At 56.5% G+C, this 16,170-nt stretch carries 14 protein-coding genes; 12 read left to right on the top strand and 2 right to left on the bottom strand.

The genetic code is table 11. The features are described 5' to 3' along the window. Positions 1 to 180: 180 nt before the first annotated feature. The 3 genes from HS103_01520 to HS103_01510 all read left to right on the top strand — a co-directional run bounded on the left by HS103_01520 (position 181) and on the right by HS103_01510 (position 2,030). Complete coding sequence (locus HS103_01520; GenBank protein ID MBE7511482.1) at positions 181 to 384, top strand: hypothetical protein; 204 nt, start codon at positions 181 to 183, stop codon at positions 382 to 384. A 29-nt stretch (positions 385 to 413) separates the two neighbouring features. After that, on the top strand, positions 414 to 1,334 hold the full coding sequence (locus HS103_01515) for a hypothetical protein (GenBank protein ID MBE7511481.1): 921 nt from the start codon (positions 414 to 416) through the stop codon (positions 1,332 to 1,334). 87 nt (positions 1,335 to 1,421) lie between these two features. Then, positions 1,422 to 2,030, top strand: coding sequence for a hypothetical protein (locus HS103_01510; GenBank protein MBE7511480.1), 609 nt, complete (start codon positions 1,422 to 1,424; stop codon positions 2,028 to 2,030). Positions 2,031 to 2,068: 38 nt separating this feature from the next. On the opposite strand, the gene HS103_01505 is transcribed toward HS103_01510, so the two are convergent. Further along, positions 2,069 to 2,686, bottom strand: a complete 618-nt coding sequence (locus tag HS103_01505) for a hypothetical protein (protein ID MBE7511479.1) — start codon at positions 2,684 to 2,686, stop codon at positions 2,069 to 2,071. A gap of 109 nt (positions 2,687 to 2,795) precedes the next feature. Here HS103_01505 and HS103_01500 point away from each other — a divergent pair, with 109 nt between their 5' ends. The 4 genes from HS103_01500 (at position 2,796) to HS103_01485 (ending at position 8,128) form a co-directional block, all read left to right on the top strand. After that, on the top strand, positions 2,796 to 3,425 hold the full coding sequence (locus HS103_01500) for a hypothetical protein (protein ID MBE7511478.1): 630 nt from the start codon (positions 2,796 to 2,798) through the stop codon (positions 3,423 to 3,425). Beyond that, positions 3,422 to 3,646, top strand: a complete 225-nt coding sequence (locus HS103_01495) for a hypothetical protein (protein ID MBE7511477.1) — start codon at positions 3,422 to 3,424, stop codon at positions 3,644 to 3,646. Before HS103_01500 ends, HS103_01495 begins: the two co-directional genes overlap by 4 nt. Positions 3,647 to 3,745: 99 nt before the next feature. Continuing rightward, the gene (locus HS103_01490) at positions 3,746 to 7,219 is read left to right on the top strand and encodes a hypothetical protein (GenBank protein ID MBE7511476.1); all 3,474 of its coding nucleotides are present in this window, start codon (positions 3,746 to 3,748) and stop codon (positions 7,217 to 7,219) included. A gap of 9 nt (positions 7,220 to 7,228) precedes the next feature. Further along, positions 7,229 to 8,128 (top strand): hypothetical protein, encoded by a 900-nt coding sequence (locus HS103_01485; protein ID MBE7511475.1) that lies wholly within the window; start codon positions 7,229 to 7,231, stop codon positions 8,126 to 8,128. A gap of 68 nt (positions 8,129 to 8,196) precedes the next feature. Here the strand turns inward: HS103_01485 and HS103_01480 are convergent, their stop codons facing one another. Beyond that, the gene (locus HS103_01480; GenBank protein ID MBE7511474.1) at positions 8,197 to 11,199 is read right to left on the bottom strand and encodes a hypothetical protein; all 3,003 of its coding nucleotides are present in this window, start codon (positions 11,197 to 11,199) and stop codon (positions 8,197 to 8,199) included. 549 nt (positions 11,200 to 11,748) lie between these two features. On the opposite strand from HS103_01480, the gene HS103_01475 reads away from it, so the two are divergent. The 5 genes from HS103_01475 to HS103_01455 all read left to right on the top strand — a co-directional run bounded on the left by HS103_01475 (position 11,749) and on the right by HS103_01455 (position 16,080). Continuing rightward, complete coding sequence (locus HS103_01475; GenBank protein MBE7511473.1) at positions 11,749 to 12,354, top strand: hypothetical protein; 606 nt, start codon at positions 11,749 to 11,751, stop codon at positions 12,352 to 12,354. A gap of 135 nt (positions 12,355 to 12,489) precedes the next feature. Next, positions 12,490 to 12,903: a hypothetical protein gene (locus tag HS103_01470; protein MBE7511472.1), complete on the top strand. Its 414-nt coding sequence runs from the start codon at positions 12,490 to 12,492 to the stop codon at positions 12,901 to 12,903. Beyond that, on the top strand, positions 12,900 to 13,574 hold the full coding sequence (locus HS103_01465) for a hypothetical protein (GenBank protein MBE7511471.1): 675 nt from the start codon (positions 12,900 to 12,902) through the stop codon (positions 13,572 to 13,574). Before HS103_01470 ends, HS103_01465 begins: the two co-directional genes overlap by 4 nt. 192 nt (positions 13,575 to 13,766) lie before the next feature. Continuing rightward, positions 13,767 to 15,803: a type IV secretory system conjugative DNA transfer family protein gene (locus HS103_01460; GenBank protein ID MBE7511470.1), complete on the top strand. Its 2,037-nt coding sequence runs from the start codon at positions 13,767 to 13,769 to the stop codon at positions 15,801 to 15,803. After that, positions 15,784 to 16,080 (top strand): HU family DNA-binding protein, encoded by a 297-nt coding sequence (locus tag HS103_01455; protein ID MBE7511469.1) that lies wholly within the window; start codon positions 15,784 to 15,786, stop codon positions 16,078 to 16,080. Before HS103_01460 ends, HS103_01455 begins: the two co-directional genes overlap by 20 nt. The last annotated feature ends 90 nt before the right edge of the window (positions 16,081 to 16,170 follow it).

The following is a 16,170-nucleotide window of genomic DNA, read 5'->3' as shown; positions in this document are numbered from 1 at the left end:
AGATTACATACCGCCCCCGCCGCTCAGGAGCGCCCGCTCCAGCGGTGTGTGCTCCAGGCAGGATGTCTCCGAGTCGTGAGCCGCCACGTTTATATAACCCTCTATATCCAATGGGTCGTGGTGCTGGAAAAGCCGCTGAGGGACACGGGAATGGGTTGCCAAGCAATCCGCCCGTGATCTATGCACGCTCAGGCTGAAACGGTAGACAGATCGGGCGTTTACAAGACCAGTCGCGCAGATTCTTCCTCGCGCCCTCCACGCCGGATTCCTCTTCGCCCGGATCAGGTGCAGCGGCGCGGCTGGTCAAGTGTTGTCAGATGGCTGCCCGTGCAAGCCTCCTCGTTGGCGCAGCCGGACTTCGACCAATTGCACATCCTCGTTTGAGTATCCACCCACTGAAAGGATAACTGAAGATGACCGACCCGGTATACACCTGCCGTCAATATCGTCTGCTGATCACAGGCAGTCGCCACGCAACCCCGGAAATGCTCGATATGGCTCGCCGTGCCGTTACCCGCGCCAAGTCCAACGGCTGGATGGTGCTGGTGGGGGACAATCCACAGGGCGTTGATGCCGCCGTCATCGATGCGTGTGATGCGCTGGGCGTGAATGTCCTGGTCTGCGGCACAGCGCCCCAGCCGCGCAAGGGCAGCCAGCGCGAGGGATCGTACTGGCAGGTGGACGTGAAACGCCGCGATGATGATGCCACCTTGTTTGATGCCTACGCCGCCCGTGATCGTTGGATGATCGACCTGTGCGACCGGATGCTGGCGATTTGGAATGGGCAGTCACGCGGGACGAAAGCGGGTTTCGACTACGCTCGCCAAATCGGCAAGACAGCGAACCTTGTGACTTTCGAGCCGCCTCAAACGGCATCAACGCGATTGCCAGTGCCGCGCACCCTGCATACCGTCGAACTGATCATCGATGCTGGCGACAGGCCAAATGATCTGACCTTCGAGGGAGTGTACGGATTACGAGCGCTGGACGAAATGGGTGACCTGCTCTACGATGCGACTGCATCCAGCCCAGCGGATGTCCACACCTCCGACGCGGCGCGGATGCAAATGCTCATCATGGCGCTGGAACGTCTCACGGCACGTCTCCAGACTGATCAGGCTCCGTATTGCCTCCGCGTCTTTCAATCCTCCAAGAATGTCGAAGGCTGGTGCGCCAAGTCATGGCGGCGCAACGTGCCGGAGGTGCAGCGGCTCACGGCCCGAATCGAAACCCTGCTCCAGCGTTTCCCAAACGTAGAGTGGGTCAAGATGCCCCGCGCTCAGGTTGCCTCGAAGCTGAGCAAGATCGAGAAAGGAGGCGCTGCACGACGCTAACACGCAGCAATCGACCACGTTCGCCAGCCGGAGCAGGAGTACGCCTGTTCCGGCTTTTTCGTTCTTGCCTACCGAAAGGAACAACCCATGACTCATCATCAACCTTCGCCCGAATCGCTCAATATCGCGCAGGCCATCCTCGACGGCTATAACAAACGCTACAACAACGCCACCTACCGGGCATTCAGCGTGGCGCTGGAACAGGCGCTGCCCGATGGCATGTCGGATGAACGACACAATGCGCTGATGAACCTGCTCATTGACGCGAGTTTTGAGCGACTCGGCGCAAGCCTGTACGACGGCGCGTGCCGGAAACTGGACGCTGCACTCGCCCAACTTAACGCACCAGACCTGTATGTTTTGGCAGAGCAGCACCTTCGCAACTTCAACCCGGAGTCCGACGAAACGGTACTCATTGCCGGACTGCTGCACTCGCTGGAAACCCTTCGTTACACGGCTGATCAAGCAGCAAGCGCCGCCTCAGCCAGCCACCACTGGCGCAGGCGCGTTGTGTTCTGGTGGTTGGCAGCTATCGCCCTGCTTGCACAGGCCGCGCAAGCCGTACTGCGCGAAGCAGAGAATGACTACGTGGAAGAGAAGCTCAGTCGCGCTCTACGCAATGTGCGGAACGGTCTCCGTGAGGCATCCGCCAGTGGTCTTGCGGCGCAGATTGCTCATTGGCTTGCGCGATGGTGACGCTCCAAGTGATGTCCTAAACATCTTTCGACTGCAACTCATACTCTAAATGCAAGATACCGAAATTCACCACCGGAGATCGCATCAAGTCTCGAATAGGGCTTCCATTCCACAGTATAGCTACCAGAAAGGTGCAAGGGTTCGGTTCGTCCTCGAATCGTGCCAGGAGCCGCATTCGGTAACCAACCCATATCTCCAGTAATCTCCCGGCCCGGATGTAGCCGGAAGTTCACATCGACGGTTCCTATACGTCCCGTACCCCAGTAAGAGGGATCATTGGTGAGCAACACAGCATATCCAGATACATTGCTGCTGTTCATCGAAACTTTCTCAAGTCTTGCTACATCCTTGAGAAAGTCGTATCGACCTGAGTCTTGAGCGCTGTGACTCTTAAGGCGGAAATGCTCATCACTGTGCAAGGTTTCAAGGGTGCGCGACTTGTATTTCAATTCAATTGCCAACTTTTGGCTGGGTGTGTCTAGCCAAAGGTCAATGTAAATCCATTTACCTGCATAAAAAGGGTATTCCAGACGAACGCGAGCCTCTGGAAAAACTTCATGAAACTGCCATGCAAAAGCGTGCTGAAAATCAGCTTCAGAATGAAAAATAGCACGTTGGGAGGCAAGTCCGACCATGAATTGATCAATATCAAACATCAATTCTTCTTTCCTTCAGCAAACGAATCATGAGTACCAGTACCGATTTAGGTACTTGGCGCTCATTTGACACCTTCCCTGTGAACATTATCCCCCTTCAGAGGTAACTATGACAACCGAATATCGTGTCGCACCCGCTGACCTGCTGCGGTCATTACCGCTACGCTACATCGGCCATGTGAGCGTGGTTGGTGACTGCTTCTGTTTCGGGCTGGCCATCGAGTACACGCCCGACACCCACCGCGCCTACCCGATCTACCTCAACCTGTGTGGCGCAGCGACCAGCGTCGAGGCGGCCTGGGCGAAGTTGGCCCAAGGAAAAGAGTTGGGCATTACGCCGCTGGAGCGTAACGCCACGACTATTCCGCTGCATCCGCCAGACAAGGGGCTGTACGTCCGTATCCAGCGCAAAATCGACGGGCTGGGTATGGATAACCTCATCCTGCTCCATCGCCAACTGGCGCAGCCCACGTTCACCGATACCGAACTTACCTTCCTCATGGCCGCCGATGAAACGTTGGCGCGTGCGCGCTTGGTGGATTACGTCCGCCAGATGGTCAAGATCGCGGTGTTCCCTGCCTGGGGTGAGTATCTGCATCAACAAGGTTATCGCATGGGGTTGCTCACGCCGCGCCAGTCACACGAAGGGTTGATGTTCTGGACGCTTAAAGTCGATGCCGCCGCATGGACAGAAATCATCTGCGATGGACTGCGTAAGGGGCGCATCAAGCTGCCATGAAACGCTTCCAATCCACTGCCGATTACCTCACGCATATTTACTTTGTCCGACTGCGCCTTCAACTCGCCAAGGCTCGCTATCGCGCTGAACAGAAGAAACACGCGCAACTCAAAGATCGCGTGGCAAAGCGGCGGCAGTTCGTGCGTATGATGCGTGCCTGGATCGATTATTACGCGCTGCATGAGTACCTCAAGGATCTGCTGCGCGGCACGCTGAACTAATTCACTCTCCATAACCTCTTCTGCCCGACTCCACGCGCCCCGTGCGCGTCCAGTCATGGGGCGCGTCCTTGCCCGGATTCTTGGAAAGGATGCAAACTCATGACTCGACTGACTTCCATCGAAAAAGGCGGCTACTACGCCTTCCCGGATGAACACCTGACCGCGCTTGCCTCACTCTTCGCCCCCTCCTCGCATGGCGGCAAACTGCTTGATCCGTGCGCCGGAGAAGGCCGCGCGTTGAAGCATCTCGCGGAATCGTGGCGCTTGAGCGCCTATGCCAATGAACTTGATAATGTCCGCGCTGCTGAATGTCAGCACTTGTTCGGGCCGACCCAGACGGTGCATGGCGACCTGTATCAGCTTCGCGCCTCAACGAGCGCATTTACTGCGGTCTGGTGCAACCCGCCGTACACTTGGGACAGCACAGGCAGCGACAAACGCCGCGAATTCGGGATGCTCAAGCACGCCTGGAAGTGGGTACAGCCGGACGGCTTCATGCTGTGGTGCGTGTATGCCCATCACATCACCCCGGATGCAGCGGCGTATCTCGTAAATCATGCTTCCCAAGTGGACATCTGGCGGCTGCCGGGATTGCACCTCGGCGCGTATGTGCATGTGGTCGCCGTCGCCCGTGCAGGGAAACCCGCAGGCGATCCGGCTCACCGAGCGCTCGAATTGGTGGAACAGGCGCGGAGCGGCTCACTGCCCGAACTGACAGTGCAGGCTACACCGCAGTATGACTTCCCTGCCCCGCTAACGCGCAAGTCGTTCCTGTTCGCGCCAAAAAACATTACCCCGGAAGTGGCATTGCAAGCGGTCAGGGATGCGGGTGCGCATTTCGCACACGGATTCGCAGCGCTGCTGGAACCGCCCCTCGAAACCCAAGAGGTGCGCCCGGTCGTGCGTCCACGCGGTCGTCAATTAGCGCTCATTCTCGCAGCGGGCATGTTCAACGGCCTGACGCTGGACACCGAGCAGGGACGTTCCGCCGTGCGCTCCACGATTGAGTCTACCGAAGCGCTGGTCGAGACGGAAGGCGATCCTGACGCGAACGATGAGGAGACGGCCCGCGAGGTCTACCAGACCCGCCCACGGGTGACCATTACCCTGCTCTCCGAATCCGGCGATGTGACCGACCTGAGCGGCGACTCGGCGCTGGTGGATTTCATCAAGGCGTACAAACCCATCCTGATGCAGTACCTCGACGACCACTTCAAGCCGCTGTACGGGTTCGACTACACGCCCCTCAAGCCGATACTCGGCTTTGCCAAAGGCGGCAAACTGTTCCCGACACAGAAGCACGTGATCGCCGCCTGCCATACTGCGCTTTTGGAGCGGCGCGGCGTGATCCTCGTCGGCGAGCCGGGCAGCGGAAAGAGTATCATGGGCGCGACCATCGCGGCGGCGCTGCAACCGCAGATGAAGCTGGGTCAGGTAGTGATCATCATGTGTCCGCCGCACCTCGTGGAGAAGTGGGAACGCGAGGTCAAACAGGCGGCACACCGGGTGTTTGTGCGCATTCTGAGAAACGTGGATGATACCCGCGCTTTCATGGACGGCGCAGCGCAGCAGAGTACCGATACCCTCAAAATCGGCATTATCAGCCGCGAGACCGCGAAACTCGGTGAAGGGTGGACGATTGCCGTCAATTGGCGCAAGAGCCGCTTTGCCCGCTGGTCGATGGGCATGAAGCCCGAAGATGCCGAAGGTGAACGGATTGTCACGCTTGAAAAACCGATTTGCCCGACCTGCGGCACGCAAATCGAGAAGGACAAGGACATTCCCGCCGACCTGAAGTGGTTGGAGCGCGTGCCCCGTTTCTGCCCGAACTGTCGCTCCGCGCTGTGGTCGAAAACACGCACCTTCAGCAAACCCAAACACGGCAATACCCCGACTCGCAATCCGCGTACACCCCTAGCGGAATATCTGGCGACCGCCTTTCCGGGGCGGGTCTATCTGGCTGTAATCGACGAGTTGCATGAGTGTAAATCGGCTTCAACCGATCAGGGTGAAGCGATGATGATCCTCGCCAATGCCGCGACCAAAACGCTTGGGTTGACAGGCACTTTGTATGGCGGATGCGCCTCCTCGTTGTACAGCATCGAGTTTGTGTTCAATCCCCGTGTCCGCACGCGCTATCCGTGGGGAAAGGTCAATGAGTGGGTCAAGGACATGGGCTGCCTGGAACGAGTAGTCGAATACAAGCCGCAGTATGACAAATCGGGCGTGTATTCCGGCAAGCGCCGCATGGAGCAGAAGCCCCGTGAAGCGCCCGGCTGCTCGCCCGTGTTGGTGGGCGAGATCATCGACCATTGTGTTTTCGTCGGGCTTTCGGATATGGGCAAAAAGATGCCCGATTTCGAGGAAATCCCAGTTGCCATCTCGCCCGATCCCGACGTCTCTGCGTTGTACAACGAGGCCAAAAAGAAGCTCGGCCAGTATCTCTTTCAGTGCCGGATGGAAGGCGACGCTTCAGCGCTCGGCATGTACCTGCAAACCCTGCTCTCGTGGCCCTCCGCGCCTTATCGTGAAGAGCTGTGCATCCATCATAAACGGTTGGGCAAAGACTCGGATCAGTTCATTGACATCCCGGTGCATACCGTTCCAGCACTGGACGAAGACCGCCTGTATGCCAAAGAGCACTGGCTCATCGACACGGTGCGGGAGGAACTGGCACAGGGGCGCGGGGTGGCGGTGTTCTGTCGTCAGACGGGAACCCGCGATATTCAGCCGCGCATCGAGAAGCTGGTCCGCCACCACATACCCCTGGCGAAGCCATTCGTCCTCAAAGGCAGTGTGCAGGCGGATCGCCGTGAGGAACTGCTCAACCGTCAGGTTGAAGCAGGCGTGAACACACTGATCTGCAATCCGCGCCTTGTCCAGACTGGCCTCGACCTGTTGAGTTTCCCCTCGATCATCTTCTTCGAGATGGATTATTCGCTCTACGTCATGGGACAAGCATCGCGTCGGGCGTGGCGGCTGATCCAGGACAAACCTTGCAAAGTGTTCTATCCCCATTACGTAGGATTGATGGAACAACAGGCGGTCGAATTGGTCGGGCTGAAGCAGCAGGCGGCAGGACTGCTCTACGGCGAAGAGACGGGCGGCCTCAGCACCTTGAGCAGCGGCGGAGGCGGCGGTTCACTGCTGGCGGAGTTGGCAGCCGAGATGGGGCAGGACAAGGAGATCGCTGACCTGAACGTTTTGTTTGCACGTCATGCGCAGCAGCACGACCCGGCAGAAAGCGCTTGGTTCACCAGCGAAACACCCGATGAAACTGTCATGATCGCTGTCCCAGAACCTGAGCCAGACATGGCAGCGACACATACTCAACCCAATCAGCCAACGCCTGATCCGCTGCTGGTCTTTGCCGCAACCGTTCCACCGACGAGTCGTTCCGCGCTGCCCACTGAGCTTGCCAAGAAACGTCGTAAATCGAAGATCAGCGGGAGCCAAACGCTCTCTATCCTCTCGCTTCTCCCAGACCCGCCTGCGCCGCCTTGCGCACCGCACCTGATTCGTGAGGAACGTGAGCCTTTCCCTGAAAACATGCAGCAGCTTGCGCTGTTTTAGGCGGCTGCCATGCAAGCCGAAACCATGACTTTCCTCCGCGCTCTGTACCACGGCGTGGAGAGCGGGTTTCTCACATTCACCGCCATCCACCCCGACAAACAACACGCTACCCCCTCGCGGCACGTGCCCATCAAGGACGAGGCGCGACTGGCGGATACGTTGGCGCAGATCTGCACCGCAAATGCGCAAGGGTGGGGCGCTTACTTCTCCGTGGCGACCCGCAAGGCGGATCTTGGACGCTGGCGGCGTGGTGGAAAGGGCGATCTGGCCGCGCTGCCTGCCCTGTTTGTGGATATAGACGGCGATCCTGATGCGGCGCAGCGCCAACTGGATGCCTACAGATTCTCGCCGTCGTGCATCGTCTCTAGTGGCGGCGGGATTCATGCGTACTGGTTCATCCAGCCAAATACAGATTGGAGGCAGGCCGATCTGGTCTTGGCTGGGCTGGCGAATGCGCTTAACGGCGACAAGACCAATACCGCCCAGGCGCTACGACTGCCCGGCACGCTCAACACCAAACCAACACGCAATGGCGCATCGTGCCGCATTATCGCCCTTGACCCGGAACGTCGCTACACACTGTCGGATTTCCCGACTCTGAAACCAGCCTGTAAACGCTCAAAGATCTCATCTTCGGCATCGCATACCCATAATCGCGTCAATAACCGCCTTCTCCACGCTGTCGCTAACCACCTATGCGCCGAATTTCGCGGCTATGTCAAGGCAAACGGTTACATCGCCGCGCTGTGTCCCTGTGGGCATTGCCGCGATTATCCCGGAAGCCATTTCAATTTCGATCCCGTGCGTGGCATTGGCATATGCTTTGGTCGGCATGGAAGGCTGAGGCTGAAAGATCTTTGCGCAGTGATGCAGATTGCTCCTGTTCGACATGGTGGCTTCTACGTTTGAATTTCCGGCTGCACCTATGAATTCCTCGCCTATCACGGCGGCTACTATGCGTAGTTTCCCTTCCTGTATCAAAAGTAGTCGCCTTCAAACTCCTCCACATTGTCAGGATAACGCGAGTAGTAGTAGTTTTTCCGTACTACCTCCGGTTCGATAATCTCACTGTCAAAATCTGGTTCCTGATATGTTCTATAATTGTTGTCCAACGAATACCACTCAGCCATCAATTCACGCATGAGATCGTATTGCTCCTGCTGACTCCCGTTCCGCTGTGCCAAAATGAGGAGGTTACGCGCAAGTTGTGCACATCGATCCTTGATTTGGATCGCACAACCAGCAAATGCCTTCTGCTGACGGACATCAGGGGTATATTGAGGGGTGAAAATGAGTGTCTCGGTAGCCATCAATGCTTCCACCAAGAATTCATCATCTGTGAATACTCTGTCATTCACACTGATGCCCTCCAGAATACGGATGATCCCCCGATTTTGTACCGCCTCCGTCGAACGAAAGAACCGAAGGATGAGCGCCCTCAAGGATGAAATGCCTGGGAAAACTGCCTCATGGAGCTGTTGCCAAATGGTATGAAGGTGCTCAACATGACCTTGCAACGCCAAATGCTCAATGACTACTCGTGGAGACTTCAGAACGTAAGGAAAATTGCTGATGATCTCGATAACTATGTTTAGAACCTGATCGTACCCAAGTCGCGCAAGCCGATTCAGGGTAAAGCTAAGATAAGTTTGGATATTCTTGAGGTTCGCTTTCTGTTCTTTCTCGCCCAATTTATCCGGGTTCTCAGCCTTAAGGATTTTCCACTCACCCCACTTTTCTAAAAGTAAATTAGACAACTCAGTCTTTATGGCATTGTACTCACCGCTCCACTGATCATTTTCCTCGATGAACTGCCGAGTCCATAAGTCACGATCTTGCGAGTGATCAAACGCGGGAAACTCTTTTCGCACTTCTCGGCGCAGCAAGGGATTCTGTACATACTGCCACACCTTTCGACTTAAGCGAGATGCTTCGACAAAAACTCCCAACTTACTCAAACATTGCTGGTAGGCATAGATGAATTTCCACCAATCATGCTCTGCGGCGAGCCGTAGCTTCGCGTGATAATCGGGATGCGTGAAATACAACCCATCCGTCAACTGCCGAAACCGCTTGTCCAAATCATCAAGAGTCTTATCTCTTTCTAGCGCTTCCAACGCACTGACGACCGACTCACTATCCGTCTTATCATCGGACAAGTTCAGTCCCAATTCCCCGATGCTTTCTCTGAGATCCTGCAACACCCTATCCTTCGCTGACGCATCGGGGACAACAAGCACCATATCATCAACGTACCGGTAGAACGATGCATGTGCATAGTCATCTGAGAATCGACTGTCCAATTCGAGTAAATACAAGTTTGCCCAGAACCCAGAAGCCAATGGCCCCTGCAGTACGCCACCGTCTTTCTCATTTTCAGAGCGCAACAAGAGTTGTCGCAATAGCCAAACAACCCGTGGATTCGCCTCAATTCGGAGTTTAGCCGAAACTGTAGTGAGTAGCTTTTCTTGCGGGATGGTGGGATAGAAGTTAGCAATATCGCTCCGGATTATAATCCCATTCTCATCCCCACCACGCAGCGCCCTTCTTACCGCATTTCGAAAACGCCCGTAGGAGCGGAACCACGGACGATACAAGTATTCAGTATTTCCGGCAAGGTCGAGGCGATACCCGTAATTGCGGGCCATTAGCTCTTGTACCGTTCGACCGAGAACCTGAATGATCGCTACCGCCAAAACCTCCTCATGAATTGATTGCAGTGCTCGCGGGCGAGACTTGCCTTCATCTTTGGGGACACTGTAGAAAAGGCGTGGGAAATCCGTCAGGCGAGTTGTATAAGTCAGTAAACGGTTTCGAATGGCCTGCAGGTTGCCGTCAAGCTTGTACTCAAACAGCTTTAGATCAACTTCGTCTACTATTGACTCGCGGATCATGGCAGCACGGACCCGCACCCATGCGAGTTTTAGATTCTCCAGCGAAATGATCTCTTGCCAATCCCGATCAGCCAGAAAATGTTGGCTTTCGATATGTTCTACATCGGCATAGAATCTCGCTGTATAACTTGTAACCCTGCGCTGAGTACGCCAATAGCTTCCATCAGGATTTGTATACGACACGGACAAGGGCTGGGCAACGACTAGCGGTGCATAAAGACGGGTCGCTCTATGACTCCTATCTGAGAATATGCGCATCACGGAGTCACCAAACTGACTCGAGCTGCCACGCCAGTTATCGTCATTAGTCGCCACTGTCATAACGAGCATCCGATCCGCCTCACTGAGCCGCAACAACTGCTCATAAGCGCGTGCCTCGACCTCACCGAAATCATCGGGAATTAGACTTCGGTTGGCATCTAGTCCTAAGCTATTCCGCGCTTTTTTGTCCTCCTCCCAGATATTCTGCAATGGTCGAACTACATTCGATTGGATAACCCAGAGATCGTTTAGCGATGGAATAGCCCATTTCTTTTTCGCTTGATGCAAACCTTCGGCCACATAAGTCAATACTTCGGGCATTCCTTTTATGACAGCATGATAGTCGATGCGTTCCTCCAAGGCTGAAACGCGAGAATAACCCTGCATCATCCAATCATAGAGCTGAACAGCGCAGTGATTGGTGTCTATCCCCACAAATAAAAAGCGCGTGTCTCTCTCGGATTTTCGCAAAAGCATGTTGATGAGCGCTGTCGTTGCTGTCGCACCACCACAACCGATGTCCACAATGGCAAGACATGCCCGTTCTGTATGGAGAGACAGTGCATAATGCTTGTCCAGATGGTCTATCAAGTATTGAACTTTGAAACTATGCCCTGGCATGTAGTCGTAGAACTGTCCGGCTATACTGTCAGGTGATTCATCGTTGACATTAACCTTTCCATTCGGATCAACAGTTCCAGCAATCGAATTACACGACAGGGGTTTGTTAAGCCATTGTCGGGGTGGTGCAGCATATAGGCTACATATGTGCTGAATGACTTCCTGGTAAACATTGGTGACTGCGTCGTCCCAAGTGTACTGCATTACGGATTTCCTCAGAGAGCCTTCAATGCGGTCAACACGAATGATTGCGCATAATTCTATGCCGCAACACGGTAAGGGATCAAGGCAGGTCGTACCGGGGTCGTACCGTTTTGCCGAAGTGGTCGTACCGAGGTCGTACAACTCCGGGTATCCCGATCTTGGCGGGTCGGCACGGCTGCTATGCCCGCCCTGGCAGGCGGGCATCCGCCGCGTTGCGGCGGTCACTCCCCCCACCTCGACATGGTTTTGTGTATCGAGATAGCGGGGTGGGGGGAGTAGCGAGCTAAAACGCTCGCCACCTCATGCGCCGGTGGGGGCTTGGGGGCGGGCCGCCGCTACCCGCTTCGCTGGCGGCGAAACCCGCCCTCTGTGACGCGCCTGAGCGCGTCACCCCGCTGCCCTTTGCAGGTGCAGCGGGTCGTGTCGGCGCGGTTCACCCTGCCGATACACAGCACCTCAATGCTGGATATGCCGTTGCGGTATGCATTTGCACTCCGGGTTCGTTGGGATACACATTGTGGCATAATTTGATAGATATGGAGGTGAAAAGTGTCCCGGCACAGCTTTAGAAGAAGCCCATCGACTGATGATGCAGAGGAGATTATCGATACTCTGTGCGCCGGTTGCGATCTGCCTGCCTCAGTCAATGATGTAGGGCTATGCCCGGACTGCAACGCGAAACTTGAGCGTGACCTGATCCGTGCCCGCGATTGGGAGTATTCGGTTACGGCAGCGCTCACACCGGAAGCAGAACGCGAAACCTTGCGCCTTGATGTCATCAGGAAGTATGGATCTGCCTACGAACTCATTGAACCATCGACCAAAGTCGAACAGCAGGCGCGTAAACCGAAACCTCCTGCGCCGCCCCCTGTCCAACCGCGTCAAGCGGGAACCTACACCGAAAGTGATGTGCTGGCGAGCATTGAAGGAATCCTTGCCTCAACCGATCAATACATCTGGCGTGAATGGGCGGCAGTGACCCGTGATCTTCGCCGTGAATACCCTGACCTCGATCCTAGGCAGTTCGGTCACAAGAGCTTGCGTCACATGGTGCAGGCACATCCGAAACGATTCCATACCCAATGGGATGATCCCAAGCACAAGCATACTCGTCAGCTCTACATCCGCCTCGCCAAAGACCATACGCAGAAATAGTAGCCTTGGCGGGCTGCGAATTTCCCTCTCGATACTGTAGTTTTCACCTTCCACCAGCCGCAAATCTCCATCCTATTCACCACACAACCTGAGACAATAAGGGGTGCAACATGAGTGTAGCGGGAGAGCCGACCCATGGCGGGGAAGACGATTCGGCGCAGCATCGCCATGACCCCGGAGATGCACAGCCGCCTTGAGCAACTTGTCAGCAAACTAGGGCGCGACATTACCGAGAGCGACCTGATCCGTGAAGCGATCCGGCTCTACCTCGACGAACAACAGGACATCATCGGCAGCCGACGGCATTTTGCACGCTCGTTCCAGGATCGGATAGATCGGCTGGAGTACGCCCTCGAATTCCATCTGAACGTCTTGTTACTCCTGCTTGCCAATGCGCTGCCTCAGATGCTGCCGCACTTCACAAAGGAACGCACGACCACATCGCAACTTCTTCAGCAGGCCATCATCGCCGCCCGGCGCGACGGTGAACGCCTCCTGGCGCAAATGGATGCGGTGCGCAACATGGACCACGACAAGGATAAGTCGTGAAGGCCACGATTGTGCCCGACTTTGGCTATGTTTCGACAAAGGGTAAAGGTCGCGTCAGCGCCCACAAGCACCTACGTGGCAAGCTCAAGTACTTCACATATCGGGATAACCGCGATGAGCACCTCAAGCCAGAAGATCGGGAAGAGCGCTGGCAAGATCACGGACTGGGCAAGGATTACCGCACCATATTGAACAACTGCGATAAGCTGAGCAGCAAGCACGTCCTCGCCTGGTCGTGGGTCATCTCGCCTGCGCCCGACCTGATGGCGCTCGTGCCGGAAGACATGCGCCGTGATCTGGTCGTCGATCTGACCGAACGCATCGTTGAGTCGTACTACACGGCACGAGGCGCAGAAGTCCCGGAATATGCATTCGTCCTGCACAACCGTCTGACCACAGCAAAAGACGGCGGCGAACCCGGTCTCCAGCATTTGCATACCCATGTGATTTTGCCCGGCACCGTGCCTTCCCTGGAAGGTCGCCACGCCTTCTACAACAACACAGAGAAAGGCCATGACCGCCTGTTTCGAGAAATCGCTGCGCAGCATTTCGAGGCGGCTTTGGATGAGATCGTTGGAGAACGCTGGCGCGACCTGCGCCGCGAACCAGAGGTAGAACCTACCACACCCGATCTTGATGACCTTGACGCTTGGTTTCCGAGGGAGCGGTGAACATGCGGAGTCGCCATATGCCATTGATCTATGGGTTACTCGTGGTGGTCGCCTGCATCAGCGCTACGACCGTGCTTTACCGTGCCTTGGGGTTTGGTAAAGGGGAAGCGCTGTACTTCGCCTGTTTGACCTTTGTGGTGCTGTCCTATCTCACAAGCCGCCGTGTGACACGCCGATACGGGGAGAAATAGCATGTTTTACTGGTTGTTCACTGAAGGGAAAGCGCTGTTGGGCGGCTGCCTTACACCGCTCCTGTGCCTGACCGTATCCACGCCGCTTGTCGTCGCCGGACTGCTTGGCGCGGGCATCCAGCGCACAGGCGACTCGGCATCCTTCAGAGGTCGCCGCCGCCTGTATCTGCTGTGCGCCTACGCCATCGTCAATCTGGGCGTATCCGCTCTGTATCTCCACCTGTTCAGCAACTTCGCCCTTGTGCGACAAGTTGGCAGAGCCACGACAAATGACTTTATCCTGTTGCTTGCTGGCGCGCCGCCAACGGTCAATCCGATGCGTGTCTTCATGGTCGGCATGGGGCTGATTTTTGCCCTCGTCATGGTCAGCATCGGCCTGCACAGCGCATTACGCAGCGGTGGATGGCTGCACGAGTGGGTAGACAGGTTACGTCGGCCTGTTGTGAAGCGCGGCGAGATGGGATCGTCGCACTTCTGCTCCAGCCGTGAATATCGCCGCTATCGTCGCCAGGACAAAGACGGCGTGACCTTCCTTGGCGCATTTTGGGGTGATGGCAAGCGGCGGTTGGATTTCGGATTTGGCAAATTCTGCTTGAACGGGGAAGATGCTGCGCGTGGCATTTTGACGCTCGGCGGCCCCGGTTCCGGCAAGACTCAAGGCGTGATTCTGCCTGTCATCGCTGACCGGATGCTCGCCGGACACAGCCTCATCGTGGCCGACCCGCAGGGCGAGATCACGGGGCACGTCATGAAGTTCGCGCGTGTCACGCGCCATCTGGTCGTCATTCACGATCCAACCAGTTCCATCGGGCCGCGCTACAACCTTTCGGAAGGCATTGCGAATGTCTCCGATGCGCGGGCAATTGCTGACGTGTTGGTGCCCTCCGCCCAGGGTGACAACAAGTTCTGGACGGACAGCGCGGCGGCGCTGCTGGCCGCGTGCCTGATCCGGTTCGACAATCTGGGCGAAATCTACAACGCGCTCAATGACCTGAAGAAGCTGGCCGAGACCCTGGCTGCGGGCAAAGATGACGCCTCCCTGCTGGCGAACAGCTTCATCGCCAGCGTGGGCGCAGACGGCAAGGTGGCCTCGAATGTGGTGGCGACCCTGGCGACAGCGCTCACGGGTTGGGCATCCACCGATGTGCGGGCCAACACCAGTGCCTCAGACTTTGACGCCGATCTGATTGTCTCGCAGCCAACAGTGGTGGTGCTGACCTGCCCCGGCAGAATGCGCGCCGTCTATGCTTCGTACCTCGGCGCGACGTTGCGCAAGCTCATGCTCGATCTGGATACCCTCGGCGAACGCAACAAGGGGCCGCTGCCCATGCCCGTCGGCGTGATCCTGGATGAGTTCCCGACGCTTGGCAAGCTGGACAGCCTCGTGGCTGATGTGAACCTTGTGCGGAAACGAAGGATTTCCATATTGATAGGCGCACAGACGAAAGGGCAGTTCCACCTCATCTATGGCGACGAGGGCACCCAGGCGTTATTCACCGGACTGGCGACCCAGATCGTCTACGGCGGCTGCGACCACGACACCGCCAAGTTCTACAGCGAGGCTTCCGGCACGGCGACGGTGGACGCGAATCCTGACCCGAACAAGGGTAACTTGCGGCAGCGCCCGCTGCTGACCGTTGATGAAGTGGTCACACCGCAGATGGGCAACTGCACGATCTTCGCTCGCTACGTGGAGCCTTCCTTCGCCACGCAGGTCATCCTCACGGCACGCCTGACGCGCCTCTACGAGCGGGAGGACTGGACAGCGCGGTTCAAGGCTGCTAATCCAGAAGAGCCGCTGCTTTTAGAGCGTGGCGTAGCGATTACTCCTAAACCTATCTCCGCACCCGCCTTGCCGGATAAACCGCAGGGAAACACGCAGTCCACCTTCGAGCAAGCTGCGATCCGAGCGATGGAACGGGCGCAGGCAATGGACAAACGTACAGGCGGGAATGAAACGCAGTTCACTAATCTCCGCGAGATGCGCCGCCGTCGAGACGCGGCAAAGAGGGAAATCGATGTCGTTGGACAAAAATAAGACAGTCGCCGAAATCGGACGCCGCACCCGCCTGCGTAATCACGAGGTGCAGCGGATGTTGGAAGCGCTTATCGAGGTCTGGACGGAAGCACTCGCCAGCGGCGGGCGGATCGAGATTCAGAACTTCCTCGTGCTGGAGGTGAAGCAGGTGGACAGGGGCGAGAACGCGGGTAAGCTCATGGTCGGCGGCAAGTTACGCCGTGCGCCACGCCATACCAGCAGATTGATTGTCAGAGCAAGCAAGAAACTCAGATCGCGTCTGAACACCATTCGTTAGACTCGCCGCAGCATGGTAAAATCAGGCAGCTTTTAAGGTGTGCCTGATCTGTCATCACGCCTGTTTGCTTGTGCAATAACCCAATACTTG

This window comes from Anaerolineales bacterium, assembly GCA_015075625.1.
Lineage (GTDB): Bacteria > Chloroflexota > Anaerolineae > Aggregatilineales > UBA2796 > UBA2796.
This window is presented reverse-complemented; position numbering and strand designations above follow the sequence as displayed.